This is a genomic window from Streptomyces sp. NBC_01166 (assembly GCF_045039765.1).
Lineage (GTDB): Bacteria > Actinomycetota > Actinomycetes > Streptomycetales > Streptomycetaceae > Streptomyces.
This window is the reverse complement of sequence record NZ_CP108613.1, coordinates 5,937,007-5,952,791: the sequence shown is the minus strand read 5'-3', so window position 1 is coordinate 5,952,791 and position 15,785 is coordinate 5,937,007. Positions and strand designations below refer to the sequence as shown.

Below are 15,785 nucleotides of genomic sequence, written 5' to 3'. Positions count from 1 at the left end.
ACAGAGTGAGACGCGAGTATCGTCGTATGGACAACTCTAGCGGCGTCGGCGTTCTCGACAAGGCAGCTCTGGTATTGAGCGCCCTGGAGTCCGGTCCGGCCACCCTCGCCGGGCTGGTCGCAGCGACAGGGCTCGCACGGCCCACGGCACACCGACTGGCCGTGGCACTCGAACACCACCGCATGGTGGCAAGGGACATGCAGGGCCGTTTCATTCTCGGCCCCCGGCTCGCGGAGCTCGCGGCCGCGGCCGGCGAGGACCGCCTCCTGGCGACGGCCGGACCCGTACTCACACATCTGCGCGACATCACCGGCGAGAGCGCGCAGCTCTACCGCCGGCAGGGCGACATGCGGATCTGCGTGGCGGCGGCGGAGCGGCTGTCCGGACTGCGGGACACCGTGCCGGTCGGCTCCACGCTCACGATGAAAGCGGGTTCCTCCGCCCAGATCCTGATGGCCTGGGAGGAGCCGGAGCGCCTGCACCGGGGCCTGCAGGGGGCCCGTTTCACCGCGACGGCCCTCTCGGGTGTCCGGCGGCGGGGCTGGGCCCAGTCGATCGGCGAGCGCGAGCCGGGCGTGGCCTCTGTCTCGGCCCCGGTCCGGGGGCCGTCGAACCGGGTGGTCGCCGCGGTGTCCGTCTCCGGGCCGATCGAGCGCCTCACCCGCCACCCGGGCCGGATGCACGCGCAGGCCATCATCGACTCGGCTGCGCGACTGAGCGAGGCCCTGCGCCGCACGGGCTGAAGCCCGCGCAAAGCGAGTCGTCGCCGCTCCTTATTCCTTCACCGAGGCCGCCCCAGCGCCGTGGCGGCCCCCTTCTCTTCCGGTGTCAGCTCCCCGGAAGATCCTCCGGTGTCAGCTCCCCGGAACCCCCCGGTGCCCGCTCCCGGGACGCGCGGTGCGCGAAACGATCGGCCGCCCGGCGGCCCCTCTTCTCCAGCGGCAGCACACCGGTCGCCGCCGCCCGGCCCGTAGGCGGGCATATCGGCGTAGATCGATTCGTAGACCCCTCGGGCACGGCGTAGGTCTCGTGCCACAGCCCCACATGCTGCCGGGACTTCTTCTCCTTGCGGTTGATCCTCGCCCACGCCTTGCGGTGGAACATGTCGGGAGCGGGGGCGTACGGGTACAGCTTCTCCTCGGACTCCCGGTACCGGGCGACGTAGTACGTCCTGGGCGAGCCGGTCAGCACCTCCGCCGCCGCGGTCCGTCCGGCGTCCGGCCTCGCGAACATGGATTACCGCCCTCGTCGCATCCTTGGAGAGCCCGACTGTCCAAGGGTGGGATGGTGGCCCCACCCAACGGGGCGGCGCAAGGGAAGGCACAGAGGATGCGACTGTCGGAACTGAGTGAGCGGAGCGGTGTCTCCACCGCGACGATCAAGTACTACCTGCGCGAGCGGCTGCTCCCCGCCGGCGCCAGGATCAGTGCCACACAGGCCGACTACGACGAGAGTCATCTGCGCCGGCTGCGCCTGGTGCGGGCCCTGCTCCAGGTCGGGGGCCTCCCGGTGGCCACGGCCCGCGAGGTGCTTGCGCACGTCGACGACGAGTCGCTGGGCCGGACTGTCCGGCTGGGCGCCGCCCTGTGGGCGCTGCCCCATGGCCCCGAGCCCGACGAGGACGCGCCGGAGACCGCCACCGCGCGGGCCGAAGTCGCCCGGCTGCTCACGGAACTGGGCTGGACCACGGCACTGGAGCTCGGTGAACTCTCCCCCGTACACCGCTCACTGGTGGCCTCGCTGGCCACGCTCATCCGCCTCGGCTACCCCTGCGATGTGACGTACCTCGCCCAACAGGCCCGCCTCATGCGGGAGGTGGCGGTGCGGGACCTGGACGCGCTGGACCAATTCCCCACGGAGGCCGAGCGGGTGGAGGCCGCCGTGGCGTCGGCCGTGCTCTACGAGCCGCTGCTGGCGTCGCTGCGCCGGCTGGCACAGGCGGAGGAGTCCGCGGAGCGGTACGGGCTCTGAGGGGCGCACACGCGAAAGGCCCTCCACCGGGGTGAAGGGCCTTTCCTTACTGCTGTGTTGTACCCCCGACCGGATTCGAACCGGCGCTACTGCCGTGAGAGGGCAGCGTGCTAGGCCGCTACACAACGGGGGCGTGGTTACTGCTGACTTGCGCTGGGCTACCAGGACTCGAACCTAGAATGACGGTACCAGAAACCGTAGTGTTGCCAATTACACCATAGCCCATGGTGAAGTACCCCCGACCGGATTCGAACCGGCGCTACTGCCGTGAGAGGGCAGCGTGCTAGGCCGCTACACAACGGGGGCCCTAGCGATCCTGCATCGAGTACGTGGGTGCGACCCAGATGTTCTCGCGGGAAGGATCTGTACCCCCGACCGGATTCGAACCGGCGCTACTGCCGTGAGAGGGCAGCGTGCTAGGCCGCTACACAACGGGGGCTTGTTACTTCGGTCTTGCGCTGGGCTACCAGGACTCGAACCTAGAATGACGGTACCAGAAACCGTAGTGTTGCCAATTACACCATAGCCCACTGAAACGCAACCCCTGGGGGTTCTGTTTCTGTCTGCGCTTCCCGACCGGATCTTTCGGCCCGCTCGGGCGGCGCAGGAAGAACATTACCTGAAGGTGTCCGGCGCTCCAAAACGGGTATCGCCCGCCAGTAGCCCGGGAAGCTCCTCCAGCCCGGTGATCCGTACGAGCTCGGGGCGCCCGCCCAGCCCCTCACGGTCCAGCCAGATCCCCGTCAGCCCGGCGGCCACCGCGCCGCCCGCGTCGATGTCGGGCTCGTTCCCGACGTACGCCACCTCGTGCGGGTCCAGGGAGAGCGCCTCGCAGGCCGTGTGGAAGGCCGCCGCGTCCGGTTTGGCGACCCCGATCTCGACAGCGCACACCACGGCCTCGAAGCGGTCCCGCACCCCGAGGGCGCGCAGCTTGCGGTCCTGGTTGTGGATGCTGGAGTTCGACAGGACGGCATGGCGGAAGCTTCCCGCCAGCCGGTCCAGAACCGGCACGGCGTCCGGGAAGAGCGCCCAGGCGGCCTCGTAGTGGGTGGCGTGCCGGCCGAACCACTCGTCGGCCTCGGCCTCGCTCAGCGGCCGCCCCAGGAACGCCCGCACGCGCTCGCGCCGCTGCCCCTGGAAGTCGAGCTCACCTGCGGCGAAACGCGCCCACTGGACGTCCGTGATGGCCTTCCAGGCATCGAGGGCCTGCTCAAGCGTGGTGTAGCCCTCGGGAAAGCCTTCGTGCTCCAGGTGCTTACGCATGCCGGCGCGGTCGGCTCCGGAGTAGTCGAAGATCGTGTCGTCGATGTCCCAGAGAACCGCTCGGATCGGCATGCCGGCCAGATTACCGGCACATCCGCCACATGCCGACGGGGTGGCCCGCCCCGGCTCGGGCGGCCACCCCGTCGTGTGAACCAGGCGCTACGCGGCGAGCTTCGCCAGCGCGGCGTCGATGCGGGCGATCGTCTTCTCGCGGCCCAGGATCTCCAGGGACTCGAAGAGCGGCAAGCCGACCGTGCGGCCGGTGACGGCGACGCGGACCGGGGCCTGCGCCTTGCCGAGCTTCAGACCGTGCTTCTCACCGGCGGTGAGGACGGCCGTCTTGAGCGCCTCGGCGTTCCACTCGGCGGCGAGCAGTTCGGCGCGGGCGGTGACGAGAAGGGCGTCGGAGCCCTCCTTCATGGCCTTCGTCCAGGACGCCTCGTCCTCGACGGGCTCGTCCAGGAAGAGGAAGTCGACGTTGGCCGTGATGTCCGAGAGAACCGTCACACGGGTCTGGGCGTGCGGGGCGATCTCGGCGAACTTCTCCGCGTCGAAGGCCTCGGGCGCCCAGGGGGCGAAGGGGGCCTTCAGCCAGGGGCCGCAGGCCTCGGTGAAGGTCTTCACGTCGAGCATGCGCAGGTGCTCGGCGTTGATGTGCTCGGCCTTCTTCAGGTCGAAGCGCGCCGGGTTGGCGTTGACGTCGGAGATGTCGAACGCGGCGACCAGCTCGTCACGGCCGAAGATGTCGCGGTCCTCGGCGATCGACCAGCCGAGCAGCGAGAGGTAGTTGAGCAGCCCCTCGGGCAGGAAGCCACGCTCGCGGTAGAGGTTGAGCGAGGCCTGCGGGTCACGCTTGGAGAGCTTCTTGTTGCCCTCTCCCATGACGTACGGCAGGTGCCCGAAGGCCGGGGTGTCCTTGGCGACGCCCAGTTCGATGAGCGCCCGGTAGAGGGCGATCTGGCGCGGGGTGGAGGAGAGCAGGTCCTCGCCGCGCAGGACGTGGGTGATCTCCATCAGCGCGTCGTCGACCGGGTTGACGAGCGTGTAGAGGGGAGCGCCGTTGGCACGGACGATGCCGTAGTCCGGGACGTTCTCCGGCTGGACCGTGATCTCGCCGCGGACCAGGTCGGTGAAGGTGATCGCCTCGTCGGGCATCCGGAAGCGGACGATCGAGGTGCGGCCCTCGGCCTCGTACGCCGCCTTCTGCTCGTCGCTCAGGTCGCGGCAGTGCCCGTCGTAACCCGACGGCTTGCCGGCCGCGCGGGCGGCGTCGCGGCGGGTGTCGAGCTCCTCGGTGGTGCAGTAGCAGTGGTACGCGTGCCCGGCGGCCAGGAGCTTCCCGGCGACGTCCTTGTAGAGGTCCATCCGCTGCGACTGGCGGTACGGGGCGTGCGGGCCGCCGATCTCGGGGCCCTCGTCCCAGTCGAGGCCGAGCCAGCGCATCGAGTCGAGCAGCTGCTCGTAGGACTCCTCGGAGTCGCGGGCCGCGTCGGTGTCCTCGATACGGAAGACCAGGGTGCCCTGGTGGTGCCGGGCGAAGGCCCAGTTGAAGAGAGCTGTCCGGACCAGGCCCACGTGGGGGTTGCCGGTCGGGGAGGGACAGAAACGTACTCGGACAGGTCCGTTAACCACGCTTGATCACCTTGTTGGTGAGAGTGCCGATGCCTTCGATGGTGACGGCGACCTCGTCGCCGACGTGCAGGGGGCCCACCCCTGCGGGGGTTCCCGTGAGGATCACGTCGCCCGGGAGCAGCGTCATGGCTTCCGTGATGTGGACGACCAGGTCCTCGACGGAGCGGACCATGTCGCTCGTCCGGCCGAGCTGGCGCTGTTCGCCGTTGACGGTGGCCTGGATGGCCAGGTTGCCGGGGTCGACGTCGGTCTCCACCCAGGGACCGAGCGGGCAGGAGGTGTCGAAGCCCTTCGCCCGGGCCCACTGGCTCTCGCGGCGTTGGACGTCCCGGGCGGTTACGTCGTTGGCGCAGGTGTAGCCGAAGATGACGTCCTTGACGCGCTCACGCGGGACCTCGCGGCACATACGGCCGATCACCACGGCCAGCTCGGCCTCGTGGTGCAGCTCCTCGGAGAAGGAGGGGTATTCGATCGAGTCGCCGGAGCCGATCACCGAGGTGGTGGGCTTGAAGAAGGCGACGGGCACATCCGGGACCTCGTTGCCCAGTTCGGCGGCGTGTTCCGCGTAGTTGCGGCCGATGGCCACGACCTTGTTGGGAAGCACGGGCGGCAGCAGCCGGACCTTCTTCAGCGGGACCTTGGTCCCGGAGAGCTCGAAGTCGGCGTACGGGATGCCCTTGATGATGTCGAGGACGAGGCTGTCGGGGCTGTCGCCCTCGACCGCGCCGAAGGCGACATTGCCGTCGATGGAGAACCTGGCGATGCGCACGGGATGCTGTCGCCCCTCACTTGCTGGCTGGCTGAAGACTGACGCTCCAGGCTAGCGCGCGTGAAGGGCTCGGCCTCGCGCATCACGCAGTGGGGGCGGCCACTACTTCGCCGCCGCGACCGGGGCTTCCATGAGGATGGTGCGGCGCGGGTTGGCCGTCTGGGTGGGCAGCTCGACGGCGTGCTTCCGCTGCTCCGGCGTCTGCAGCGCCTCCGCGTCCTCGAGGTGCGCCAGCGTGGTGCGCCGGGGGTTGGCGATGTTGCGGAAAATCATCGTCGTCTTCATCTGCCGTATGGGTCCTTGCCGCTGGGGCGCTGCCCGGAGGTGCGCCGGTTGTCGGATTCGCTATCCCTGTAAAGCGTCAGGCTAAACATCCGATTCCCCGCCTTGGCCGGGATGAGACGGCGATCATCATGTGAGTTTGCTCACGAACTTGGTGACAAAATGCTCATTGCAGGCAGATGATCATGGGATGCAAACCAGACAATACGGCTCTGAATCTCCTATTCCGCTCCCGATCATGGCGTCTGGGACACCTGTCACCCCATGGGTCCGCACCCGTAATCGACCGGTTTGACCCTGAACACGCTCCACACCTTGTTACCTCGCCATCACACCGTGTCATCCAGGTCACAGCCCGGTACGCGGGCCTTGTTGGAGATCCTCCACTGTGTTGGAATTCCACGCACCGCCGCGGGTTTCAGGCCCAGCGCGCAGGGGCGCAACGCAGCGCCGAGTGGCGGCGGGAGGGGGAAGTACGCCGGTCACTCACGACCACCATGGGGCGCGTCCAGCGCCCCACGACGCCGACACCGTCCCGTCGCGCATGCGCGGAGGGACGCCTGGTCCAGAGGTTGCGACGCTAGTGCAGGGACGTTTCAAGAGGGATGGCATGGGGTCGCCCCAGCCCCGCCAGGGCCGAGGGGAAACCCCGGCGGATCAGGAACCGCGCGGCGGGAACGACCGCGGTTCCTCGCCCCAGCACGCCCAGAATCCCGGTGCGTCCGGTGACGGCAGCGACCGCGCCCAGCGCTCCGGCACGACCGGCGTCGGCAACGCGGAGGCCACGCCGCCCCTGAAGCCGGTCGGTCCCACCTCCGCCGGCTCACGGCTGGCGCTGCGCAACTGGCGCATCAGCACCCGTCTGGTCTCCCTGCTCGCCCTCCCCGTGGTCGCGGCGACCACCCTGGGCGGACTGCGGATCAACGAGTCCATGAACGACATGGACCAGCTGGAGCACATGCAGCTGCTGACCCAGATGACCAAGAAGGCGACCGCGCTCGCCAACGCGCTCCAGGAGGAGCGCGACAAGTCGGCCGGCCCCCTCTCGAACGGCGTGAAGGCGACCGACTACAAGGTCACCCAGCCCCGGGAGCGCACCGACCGCGCCAAGGCCGCCTTCTTCGAGGCGACCGACGACATCGGCAACACCCCCGGCGACGCGGCCCTGGACAGCATCCACGCGAGCGTCAGCCAGATCGGCACGCAGCTGGGCAACATCACCAGCATCCGCAAGGACGCGTACGCAGGGAACAGCCCGAGTCTCAACACGATCGACCAGTACAGCCAGCTGATCACGTCGCTGCTGAGCCTCTCGCAGGACATGGCGCAGGCCACCAGCAGCCCCGAGATGATCAAGCGGACGCGTGCACTGGCCGCCTTCTCCTCCTCGAAGGAGTACGCCTCCGTCGAGCGCGCCATCATCGCCGCGGCCCTGCCTGGCGGCGACAGCACCAAGACGCACCTGAACGACAACGACCAGGCGTTCGGCCGCAACGCCCTCGGCAAGGCGGGCACGACCCTCAAGACCTTCGAGACGACCTACGAGTCCACCGGCAAGAGCTCCGCCGAGCTGCTGGCGCCGCTGGACAACGGGAATCCCGAGATAACCGCCGCCGACATGTACGCGAAGAAGGTGCTCGACAGCCCCCTGGGCATGGAGGGCAGCGGCAAGACGCGCACGTACATGGACTGGTACGACCAGAGCTCCAACAAGATCCAGGCCATGAAGACCATCGAGGAGACGCTCCTCGGTGAGATGGAGAGCAAGGCCCGCGAGCTCAAGGAGGAGTCGCAGCGCGACGCGATCCTCAACGGTGCGATCATCCTGATCGTCCTCGGTGTGTCGCTGGTCGGCGCCTTCGTCGTGGCACGGTCCATGATCCGCTCCCTGCGCCGGCTGCAGGACACCGCGACCCGGGTCGCCCAGGACCGGCTGCCCGAGCTCGTCCGCCAGCTCTCCGAGACGGACCCGCAGGACGTCGACACCTCCGTCGAGTCGGTCGGTGTGCACTCCCGGGACGAGATCGGCCAGGTGGCCGCGGCCTTCGACGACGTGCACCGCGAGGCGGTCCGACTGGCCGCCGAGCAGGCGCTGCTGCGAGGCAACGTCAACGCGATGTTCACCAACCTCTCGCGCCGCAGCCAGGGCCTCATCCAGCGTCAGCTCTCGCTCATCTCCGAACTGGAGTCCCGCGAGGCCGACCCGGACCAGCTGTCCTCGCTCTTCAAGCTCGACCACCTCGCGACCCGTATGCGCCGTAACGGCGAGAACCTCCTCGTCCTCGCGGGCGAGGAGCCCGGCCGCCGCTGGACGCGGCCCGTGCCGCTGGTCGACGTGCTCCGTGCCGCCGCCTCCGAGGTGGAGCAGTACGAACGCATCGAACTGGCCGCGGTGCCCGCCACCGAGGTCGCCGGCCGCGTGGTCAACGACCTCGTGCACCTCCTCGCCGAGCTGCTGGAGAACGCCACGTCGTTCTCCTCGCCCCAGACGAAGGTCCGGGTCACCGGTCACGCGCTGCCCGACGGCCGTGTGCTCGTCGAGATCCACGACACCGGCATCGGCCTCTCCCCCGAGGACCTGGCCGCGATCAACGAGCGGCTCGCCTCGCCGCCCACCGTGGACGTCTCGGTCTCCCGCCGCATGGGTCTCTTCGTGGTCGGCCGGCTGTCCCTGCGTCACGGCATCCGCATCCAGCTGCGGCCCTCCGACTCCGGTGGTACGACCGCACTGGTCATGCTGCCCATGGAGGTCGCGCACGGCGGCAAGCAGCCGTCGAAGGCGGGCCAGCAGGGCAAGGGCCCGCAGGGCGGCGCCCCGGGCGGGCTCCTCGCCGGTGGTGGCGCTCCCGCCGCGGGCGGCCAGCGTCCCGGCCTCTCCGGTCCTCCTGCGGCTCCGGCCAAGGGTCTGGGCTCGGCCGCCCCGCGCGGCCAGGTCGGCGCGGGCTCGGCCCCCAGGGCCGAGCTGCCCACGCGCGACGCCGGACTGCCCACGCGCGACAGCGGACCGCGTCCCCCGCAGGGACCCGGCCAACAGAACCCGGGCCAGCAGGGACCCGGCCTGCCCGGCCAGGGCCGTTCCGACGCTCCCCGCCAGGGCGGCGGCCTCGCCGGTGCCTTCGCCGGCGGCGCCCGGCCCGGCGCACGCCCCCCGCAGGGCCCCTCGGCCGGTGCGGACTCGGGCCGGCCCAACCTCTTCGGCCACTCCGGCCAGCAGGGCGGCCAGCCCGGACGCCAGGCTCCGCAGCCGCAGCAGGCCCAGCTCGGCCAGGGCGAGCAGCCCGGCCAGGGCGGCCCGCAGCAGCCCGGCGGCCCCGGCCGTCAGCTGCCGCCCTCCGGCGGCCCCCGTGCCGAGCTTCCCGGCGGCAACCCGCAGCCGCAGCGCCCGCAGAGCACGAGCTGGGGTGTCGAGGAGCAGGGTGCCCCCCGGCGCACGCAGCCGGACTCGCCGCGTGGTCACGAGGAGCACGAGGCCGGCCGGTTCAGCCGCCCGGGCACCTCCGCCCCGAACCAGCCGTTCAGCCCGCCGAACCAGCGTCCGCCGATGAACGACCGTCAGGGCCCCGGTGCCACGGCGGAGTTCGCCCGCCCGGACTTCTCGGGACCGCGGGCGCCGCAGGCTCCCCACGTCCCGCAGGGGCAGGACCCGGCGAGCACCGCGCAGTTCGCCCGCCCGGACTTCAACGCCCCGATGCCGCAGGACCAGGGCTTCGGCAACCGCCCCCAGCAGGACCAGGGCTTCGGCGCCCAGGGCCCGCAGGCCCCGGCACCGCGCCGCCGCGACAACGCCGACTTCGGCGCACCGCGTCCGCCGGCCCCCTCCGCGGGTGAACTGCCGCAGCGCCCGGCCCTGCCGCAGCAGCCTGAGGTGCTGCCGCCGGCCGGTCCCGGTGACGGGCGTACGCCGCTGTACGACACGCTGGAGACGAACTGGTTCCACGGACCGCAGCAGGGTGGCCAGCAGCCGCCCGCCGCGGAGCCGCAGGCACCGGCCGCTCCCCAGCCCGCCGGTAACCCGCCTCCGCCCATGCCGCGGCGCGGTGCGGCCGACACCGGAGCCACCAGTTCATGGCGTGCTTCGCCCAACGACGACCTCGTGCGGCAGGCGGAGCGGGTCAAGAAGCCCGCCGCCGGCGGGATCACCACTTCCGGACTGCCACGCCGTGTCCCACGTGCCAATTTGGTGCCGGGCACTGCTCAACAGCAGAATCATCAGTCCGGACCCCAGGTTTCGCGTGCGCCGGATGACGTACGCGGCCGTCTGACCAATCTCCGCCGGGGCATCCAGCAGGGACGACAGGCCAACACCGGCTCGTCTACCGGCAGTTTCCAACTCGGCCCCACTCACCAGCAGGAGCGTTAGTTGAGCCCCATGAGTCAGGCCGCGCAGAATCTGAACTGGCTGATCACCAATTTCGTGGACAACACCCCAGGGGTGTCCCACACGGTGGTGGTCTCCGCGGATGGCCTGCTGCTGGCGATGTCCGAAGGTTTCCCGCGCGACCGCGCCGACCAGCTGGCGGCTGTCGCCTCCGGTCTGACGTCGCTGACCGCGGGTGCTTCACGGATCTTCGAAGGCGGCGCCGTGAGCCAGACGGTTGTGGAGATGGAGAGAGGATTCCTCTTCCTCATGTCCGTCTCTGACGGTTCTTCACTCGCCGTCCTCGCCCATCCGGACGCGGACATCGGTCTGGTGGGGTACGAGATGGCACTCCTCGTCGACCGTGCGGGGACCGTCCTCACCCCTGATCTCCGTGCCGAACTACAAGGAAGTCTGCTCCACTAGACGGCCATGCGGCAGCCACTTGACGCGATCCCCCCAGGTACTACTCAAAACCCTCACCCGTCCGGCCGACACAGCCCCTCACCGGCCACCTTCAGACGGCAAGCCGACACCCTGCTGTCACGCCCGGAGGATTTATGACCCCGCCACCCTCATCACCTGATCCGTACGGCGCACTGCACCACGCGTCGTACGACGGTGAAGGTGACCAGCCGCTGGTCCGTCCGTACGCCATGACCGGCGGCAGGACCCGGCCGCGGTACCAGCTCGCGATAGAGGCACTGGTCAGCACCACAGCGGACCCCGCCCACCTCGGGACCCTGCTCCCCGAGCACCAGCGGATCTGCCACCTGTGCCGCGAGGTGAAGTCGGTGGCCGAGGTCTCGGCCCTGCTGTCCATGCCCCTCGGTGTGGCGCGGATCCTCGTGGCGGACCTGGCGGAAGCCGGCATGGTGGCCATCCACCAGCCGGGCAACGGAGAGGCCGGCGGCGCGCCGGATGTGACACTGCTCGAAAGGGTGCTCAGTGGACTTCGCAAGCTCTAGCGGCGGTACGGCCCGCTCCACTACCTCGGCGAAGATCGTGGTGGCAGGGGGCTTCGGCGTGGGTAAGACCACGTTTGTCGGTGCCGTTTCGGAGATCAATCCGCTGCGCACCGAAGCCGTGATGACGTCCGCGTCCGCGGGCATCGACGACCTGACCCACACCGGGGACAAGACCACCACCACGGTGGCCATGGACTTCGGACGCATCACCCTGGACCAGGACCTGATCCTCTACCTGTTCGGCACCCCCGGACAGGACCGCTTCTGGTTCATGTGGGACGACCTGGTCCGCGGCGCCATCGGCGCCGTCGTCCTCGTCGACACCCGCCGCCTCGCCGACTGCTTCCCAGCCGTCGACTACTTCGAGAACAGCGGCCTCCCCTTCGTCATCGCCCTCAACGGCTTCGACGGACACCAGCCCTACACACCCGACGAAGTACGCGAAGCCCTCCAGATCGGCCCCGACGCCCCGATCATCACGACGGACGCCCGGCACCGCGCGGATGCCAAGAGCGGCCTGATCACTCTGGTCGAGCACGCGTTGATGGCCCGGCTGAAGTAGCCGTAAGTCGGTAGCGATCTACGGAACTTGCTGTAGTCACACGGGGGCGGCCTGTGTCCTTTGACACGATCCGCCCCCGTGTTCATAACATTTCGACAGAGAATTGGAGCCCTATCAATACCCGACGCGCACGACCGGTACCACTGCGCTCATACGAGCCTCGCCTTTTGACGGGGCTCGCTCTTTATGCCCGTTTTATCGACGTCGGGTCACAGTCGGAATCACTCATTCCGACTGTTTGGAACGCGACCGGTCCGCGTGCTGCAATGCCTCGAACTACCCAGTAGTACGGCTCCTGAACGATAATCCGGCACAACGTAGGTGCCGACGCCGAGAGGTTGTTGGTCGAGTGAGGCGAAGCAACGAGGGCTCCGCGGCGCAGCCGGAGCGGGGCAACTTCACGCCGCCGCCGCGCGCCGCGCTGTCCCCGCCCGCGGACACGTCGTCCGAGGCGGAACCGGCAGGCGGCAGCACCAGCCGGCTGTCACCGCGGAACTGGCGGGTGCCGACCCGGCTGAACGCGATTCTCCTGATCCCGGCACTCGTCGGCCTTGTCATGGGCGGCTTCCAGGTGAAGGGGTCCATAGACACCTGGAACGAGGCCCAGGACGCCGAGAAGACGGCGCTGGTCGTCCGCGCCGCGGCGGCGTACGGGCAGGCGCTGCTGAACGAGCGCGACCTCACCGCCGAACCACTGCTGTCCAACAAGCGCACCGCCGCCGAGGTGGAGCAGGTACGCGCCACCACGGACGCGGCCGCGTCGAAGTTCGACGCCGCCGTGCAGAACATGCCGGACAAGGAGGGCCTCCACCGCCGTCTGAAGCTGTTCAAGGTGGAGGAGCCGCTCCTTCCCGAGCTGCGCAAGGCCGCCTACGCCGAGGCGATGGACCCGGTGAAGACGGAAGAGGGCTACACCAAGGTCCAGCACTCGTTGATGGAGTTCTCCAACGAGCTCGGCCTGGGTACGGGCAACATCACCAGCTACGGCCGGACCGTGTACGCGATCGAGCTGGCCAAGGCCGCCGAATCGCTCCAGCGCTCGATCGGTATGCACCTGCTGGTGCGTCCGAGCCAGGAGGAGCGCAACTTCAGCGGCCAGGTCACGGCGTTCAGCTCGTACAACTACCTGGAGCAGATCGCCCTCGGCGAGTTCGTCTCCGGTGGTACGGAGGCCGACGCGGCCCGGCTCAAGCAGGTCATGGCCGGTAAGGCGGCCGAGGGAGCCAAGCAGATGAAGGAGGCCGAGGCGCAGGCCAAGGCCGCCGGCAAGCCCTTCGTGGCGCCTCCGAGCATCGACGGTTCCGTCTTCGACGGCATGGCCCAGCAGATCGGGCAGGGCAAGCAGCCCGACGCCCTCAAGGCCAAGGGCATCACCCCCGAGACCTGGATGGCCGCGGCCACGGCGAAGTTCGACGGCTACACGACGGTCGAGAACGAGCTCGTCGACAAGGCCGTGGCCGAGGCGGCGGAGATCTCGACCGACGCCAGGAACGACGCCATCGTCAACGCGGCGATCGTGATCATCTCGCTGCTGGCCGCCTTCATCATCGCCGGTCTCATGGCCCGCCAGATGAGCCGCTCGATGCGCCAGCTGCGTACGGCCGCCTTCGGCATCGCCGAGCAGCGGCTGCCGATGCTGGTCGACCAGCTGTCGCGGACCGAGCCCGGCCGGGTGGACACCCGGGTGCAGCCGATCCCGATCAACAGCCAGGACGAGATCGGCGAGGTCGCCCGCGCCTTCGACCAGGTGCACCGGGAGGCCGTCCGGCTCGCCGCCGAGCAGGCGATGCTCCGGGGCAACGTCAACGCGATCTTCACCAACCTGTCGCGCCGCAACCAGTCGCTCATCGAGGGCCAGCTGACCCTCATCACCGATCTGGAGAACAACGAGGCGGACCCGGACCAGCTGGAGAGCCTCTTCAAGCTGGACCACCTGGCCACCCGTATGCGCCGCAACGGCGAGAACCTCCTCGTCCTCGCGGGCGAGGAGCCCGGCCGCCGCTGGAACCAGCCGGTGCCGCTCGTCGACGTGCTGCGGGCCGCCTCCTCCGAGGTGGAGTCCTACGAGCGCATCGAGCTCACCGGTGTTCCGGAGAGCGAGATCCACGGCCAGGCCGTGACCGACCTCGTGCACCTGCTGGCCGAGCTGCTGGAGAACGCCACCACGTTCTCCTCGCCGCAGACCAAGGTCCGGGTCACCGCGACCCGGCTCCCCGACGGCCGCGTCATGGTCGAGATCCACGACAAGGGAATCGGTCTCACCGCCGAGGACTTCGCGGACATCAACCACAAGCTGGCCAACCCGCCGACCGTGGACGCCGCGGTGTCCCAGCGGATGGGTCTGTTCGTGGTCGGCCGACTGGCCGACCGGCACGGCATCCGCGTCCAGCTGCGGCCCTCGGGCGAGCAGGCGGGGACCACGTCGCTGGTCATGCTGCCGGACGCCATCACCCACGGTGGCGGTGGCGAGGGGCTCCCGCAGGACGACTTCACGGTCTCCTCGATCATGTCCGAGCAGCAGCAGCAGACCTTCGACCCGATGCCGCAGCAGGTTCCGATGCGTACGGCGGCGGAGCTCGGCTTCGACGACTCGCGCTACGAGACCTCGGTGGCCGACTCCCCGCAGCTGGACCCGGTGAACCGTTCACTCATGCGTGAGGAGCGACGGGCGGCTCTGGAGGCACAGGCCGGCGGCGAGCGTCCCTCCTTCCAGAACGACGGCGCCGGGCAGCGGCAGGAGTACTCCCCGGAGCAGTACACGCAGGAGCAGTACGCCCCCGAGCAGCAGCAGTACGCGCAGCCCGGTTACGAGGGCGGCTACGACCCGTACGCCGCCGGGAACGGTTACCAGGATCCGCAGCAGAACACCTACGCGGAAGCCGCGTACGCCGCTCCGGACGGCCGGCAGGAGCAGTACGCCGACCAGTTCGCCCCGCAGGAGGGGCTCCCCCACCAGGGCGACTGGGCGGACCAGGGTTCCTACCAGAGGGCGTTCGAGCCCCAGGCGGAAGCGGTCCCGAGCACTCCCGCGGAGACACAGGAGCACGTAGGCTTCGACCGCCCGGGGCCCACCCCGAACCCCGGTCAGGACCTCACCGAGGCGGGCCTCCCGCGCCGGGGTGCCGGCCAGCAGCACTGGCAGCCCACCGGCCGCGGAAACGATCAGCCTGTCGCACCCGAGCAGCGGCAGCGGCCGCAGCAGGAACAGCCGCAGGCACCGCAGACGGAGCATGCCGACGGGGAAAGGCCCGACGACTGGCGTTCATCGAACGACGAGCGCTGGGAGCGGGCCGAGAAGCTCCGGGATCCGAAGGCGGGCGGGATCACCCCTTCCGGACTCCCCCGGCGCGTGCCCAAGGCCAATCTGGTCGAGGGCACGGCGGAGCAGACCCAGCAGGGCGGCCCACAGGTCTCCCGCGCCCCTGAGGACGTACGCGGCAGGTTGAGCAACCTGCGGCGTGGTGTCCTGCGGGGACGGACCGCGGGGTCGGACGCAAGTAATACCTACAACCAGGAGCGTTAGTGTGAGCCCGATGAGCCAGGCGGCGCAGAATCTGAACTGGTTGATCACCAACTTCGTGGACAACACCCCTGGGGTGTCGCACACGGTGGTGGTCTCCGCCGACGGACTCCTGCTGGCGATGTCCGAAGGTTTCCCGCGGGACCGCGCCGATCAGCTGGCGGCTGTCGCCTCCGGTCTGACGTCGCTGACCGCGGGTGCTTCACGGATCTTCGAAGGCGGCGCCGTGAATCAGACCGTTGTGGAGATGGAGCGAGGATTCCTCTTCATCATGTCCATCTCTGACGGATCCTCACTCGCCGTCCTCGCCCACCCGGACGCCGATATCGGTCTGGTTGGGTACGAAATGGCACTTCTCGTGGACCGTGCAGGAAGTGTTCTTACCCCGGATCTCCGCGCCGAACTCCAGGGAAGTCTTCTTAACTAATAGACAGACAGTGCGTTTCTCGCCACCGCGCCAT

At 69.4% G+C, this 15,785-nt stretch carries 12 protein-coding genes, 5 tRNA genes and 1 pseudogene; 8 read left to right on the top strand and 10 right to left on the bottom strand.

All coding sequences use genetic code 11. The features are described from left to right. Positions 1–26: 26 nt before the first annotated feature. Entirely contained in the window at positions 27–743 is a 717-nt protein-coding gene (gene ndgR / locus OG379_RS27520) for an IclR family transcriptional regulator NdgR (RefSeq protein WP_033303994.1), read from the top strand. An 85-nt stretch (positions 744–828) separates the two neighbouring features. Here the strand turns inward: ndgR and OG379_RS27515 are convergent. Then, positions 829–1,191 (bottom strand): annotated as a pseudogene (locus tag OG379_RS27515) (monooxygenase family protein); the annotation flags it as partial. A gap of 138 nt (positions 1,192–1,329) precedes the next feature. Between OG379_RS27515 and OG379_RS27510 the strand changes: the two are divergent. After that, entirely contained in the window at positions 1,330–1,971 is a 642-nt protein-coding gene (locus OG379_RS27510) for a MerR family transcriptional regulator (protein WP_405665679.1), read from the top strand. Between the two features lie 60 nt (positions 1,972–2,031). Here OG379_RS27510 and OG379_RS27505 read toward each other — a convergent pair. The 9 genes from OG379_RS27505 to OG379_RS27465 form a co-directional block, all read right to left on the bottom strand. Next, a tRNA-Glu gene (locus OG379_RS27505) sits at positions 2,032–2,104 on the bottom strand. 20 nt (positions 2,105–2,124) lie between these two features. Further along, positions 2,125–2,196, bottom strand: a tRNA-Gln gene (locus OG379_RS27500). 8 nt (positions 2,197–2,204) lie between these two features. Then, positions 2,205–2,277: transfer RNA gene (locus OG379_RS27495), tRNA-Glu, on the bottom strand. Positions 2,278–2,337: 60 nt separating this feature from the next. Further along, positions 2,338–2,410: transfer RNA gene (locus tag OG379_RS27490), tRNA-Glu, on the bottom strand. A 19-nt stretch (positions 2,411–2,429) separates the two neighbouring features. Next, positions 2,430–2,501 (bottom strand) — tRNA-Gln (locus OG379_RS27485). An 85-nt stretch (positions 2,502–2,586) separates the two neighbouring features. Continuing rightward, entirely contained in the window at positions 2,587–3,306 is a 720-nt protein-coding gene (locus OG379_RS27480; protein ID WP_405665677.1) for an HAD family hydrolase, read from the bottom strand. Between the two features lie 87 nt (positions 3,307–3,393). Further along, positions 3,394–4,866: a glutamate--tRNA ligase gene (gltX, locus tag OG379_RS27475; protein WP_405665675.1), complete on the bottom strand. Its 1,473-nt coding sequence runs from the start codon at positions 4,864–4,866 to the stop codon at positions 3,394–3,396. Further along, positions 4,859–5,635 (bottom strand): fumarylacetoacetate hydrolase family protein, encoded by a 777-nt coding sequence (locus OG379_RS27470; RefSeq protein ID WP_362931416.1) that lies wholly within the window; start codon positions 5,633–5,635, stop codon positions 4,859–4,861. Before OG379_RS27470 ends, gltX begins: the two co-directional genes overlap by 8 nt. Positions 5,636–5,737: 102 nt before the next feature. Further along, on the bottom strand, positions 5,738–5,920 hold the full coding sequence (locus tag OG379_RS27465) for a hypothetical protein (RefSeq protein ID WP_393763838.1): 183 nt from the start codon (positions 5,918–5,920) through the stop codon (positions 5,738–5,740). 607 nt (positions 5,921–6,527) lie between these two features. Here OG379_RS27465 and OG379_RS27460 point away from each other — a divergent pair. From OG379_RS27460 to OG379_RS27435, 6 genes are all read left to right on the top strand, one after another. Then, positions 6,528–10,277, top strand: coding sequence for a nitrate- and nitrite sensing domain-containing protein (locus OG379_RS27460; RefSeq protein ID WP_405665673.1), 3,750 nt, complete (start codon positions 6,528–6,530; stop codon positions 10,275–10,277). Between the two features lie 9 nt (positions 10,278–10,286). After that, on the top strand, positions 10,287–10,700 hold the full coding sequence (locus OG379_RS27455; RefSeq protein ID WP_024495006.1) for a roadblock/LC7 domain-containing protein: 414 nt from the start codon (positions 10,287–10,289) through the stop codon (positions 10,698–10,700). A gap of 134 nt (positions 10,701–10,834) precedes the next feature. Further along, positions 10,835–11,242, top strand: a complete 408-nt coding sequence (locus OG379_RS27450) for a DUF742 domain-containing protein (protein ID WP_393763834.1) — start codon at positions 10,835–10,837, stop codon at positions 11,240–11,242. Beyond that, positions 11,223–11,804, top strand: coding sequence for an ATP/GTP-binding protein (locus OG379_RS27445; protein WP_014153856.1), 582 nt, complete (start codon positions 11,223–11,225; stop codon positions 11,802–11,804). The genes OG379_RS27450 and OG379_RS27445 overlap by 20 nt, the downstream gene beginning before the upstream one ends. Positions 11,805–12,153: 349 nt before the next feature. Then, on the top strand, positions 12,154–15,327 hold the full coding sequence (locus OG379_RS27440; protein ID WP_405665671.1) for a nitrate- and nitrite sensing domain-containing protein: 3,174 nt from the start codon (positions 12,154–12,156) through the stop codon (positions 15,325–15,327). Positions 15,328–15,337: 10 nt separating this feature from the next. Then, positions 15,338–15,751: a roadblock/LC7 domain-containing protein gene (locus OG379_RS27435; RefSeq protein WP_006127847.1), complete on the top strand. Its 414-nt coding sequence runs from the start codon at positions 15,338–15,340 to the stop codon at positions 15,749–15,751. The last annotated feature ends 34 nt before the right edge of the window (positions 15,752–15,785 follow it).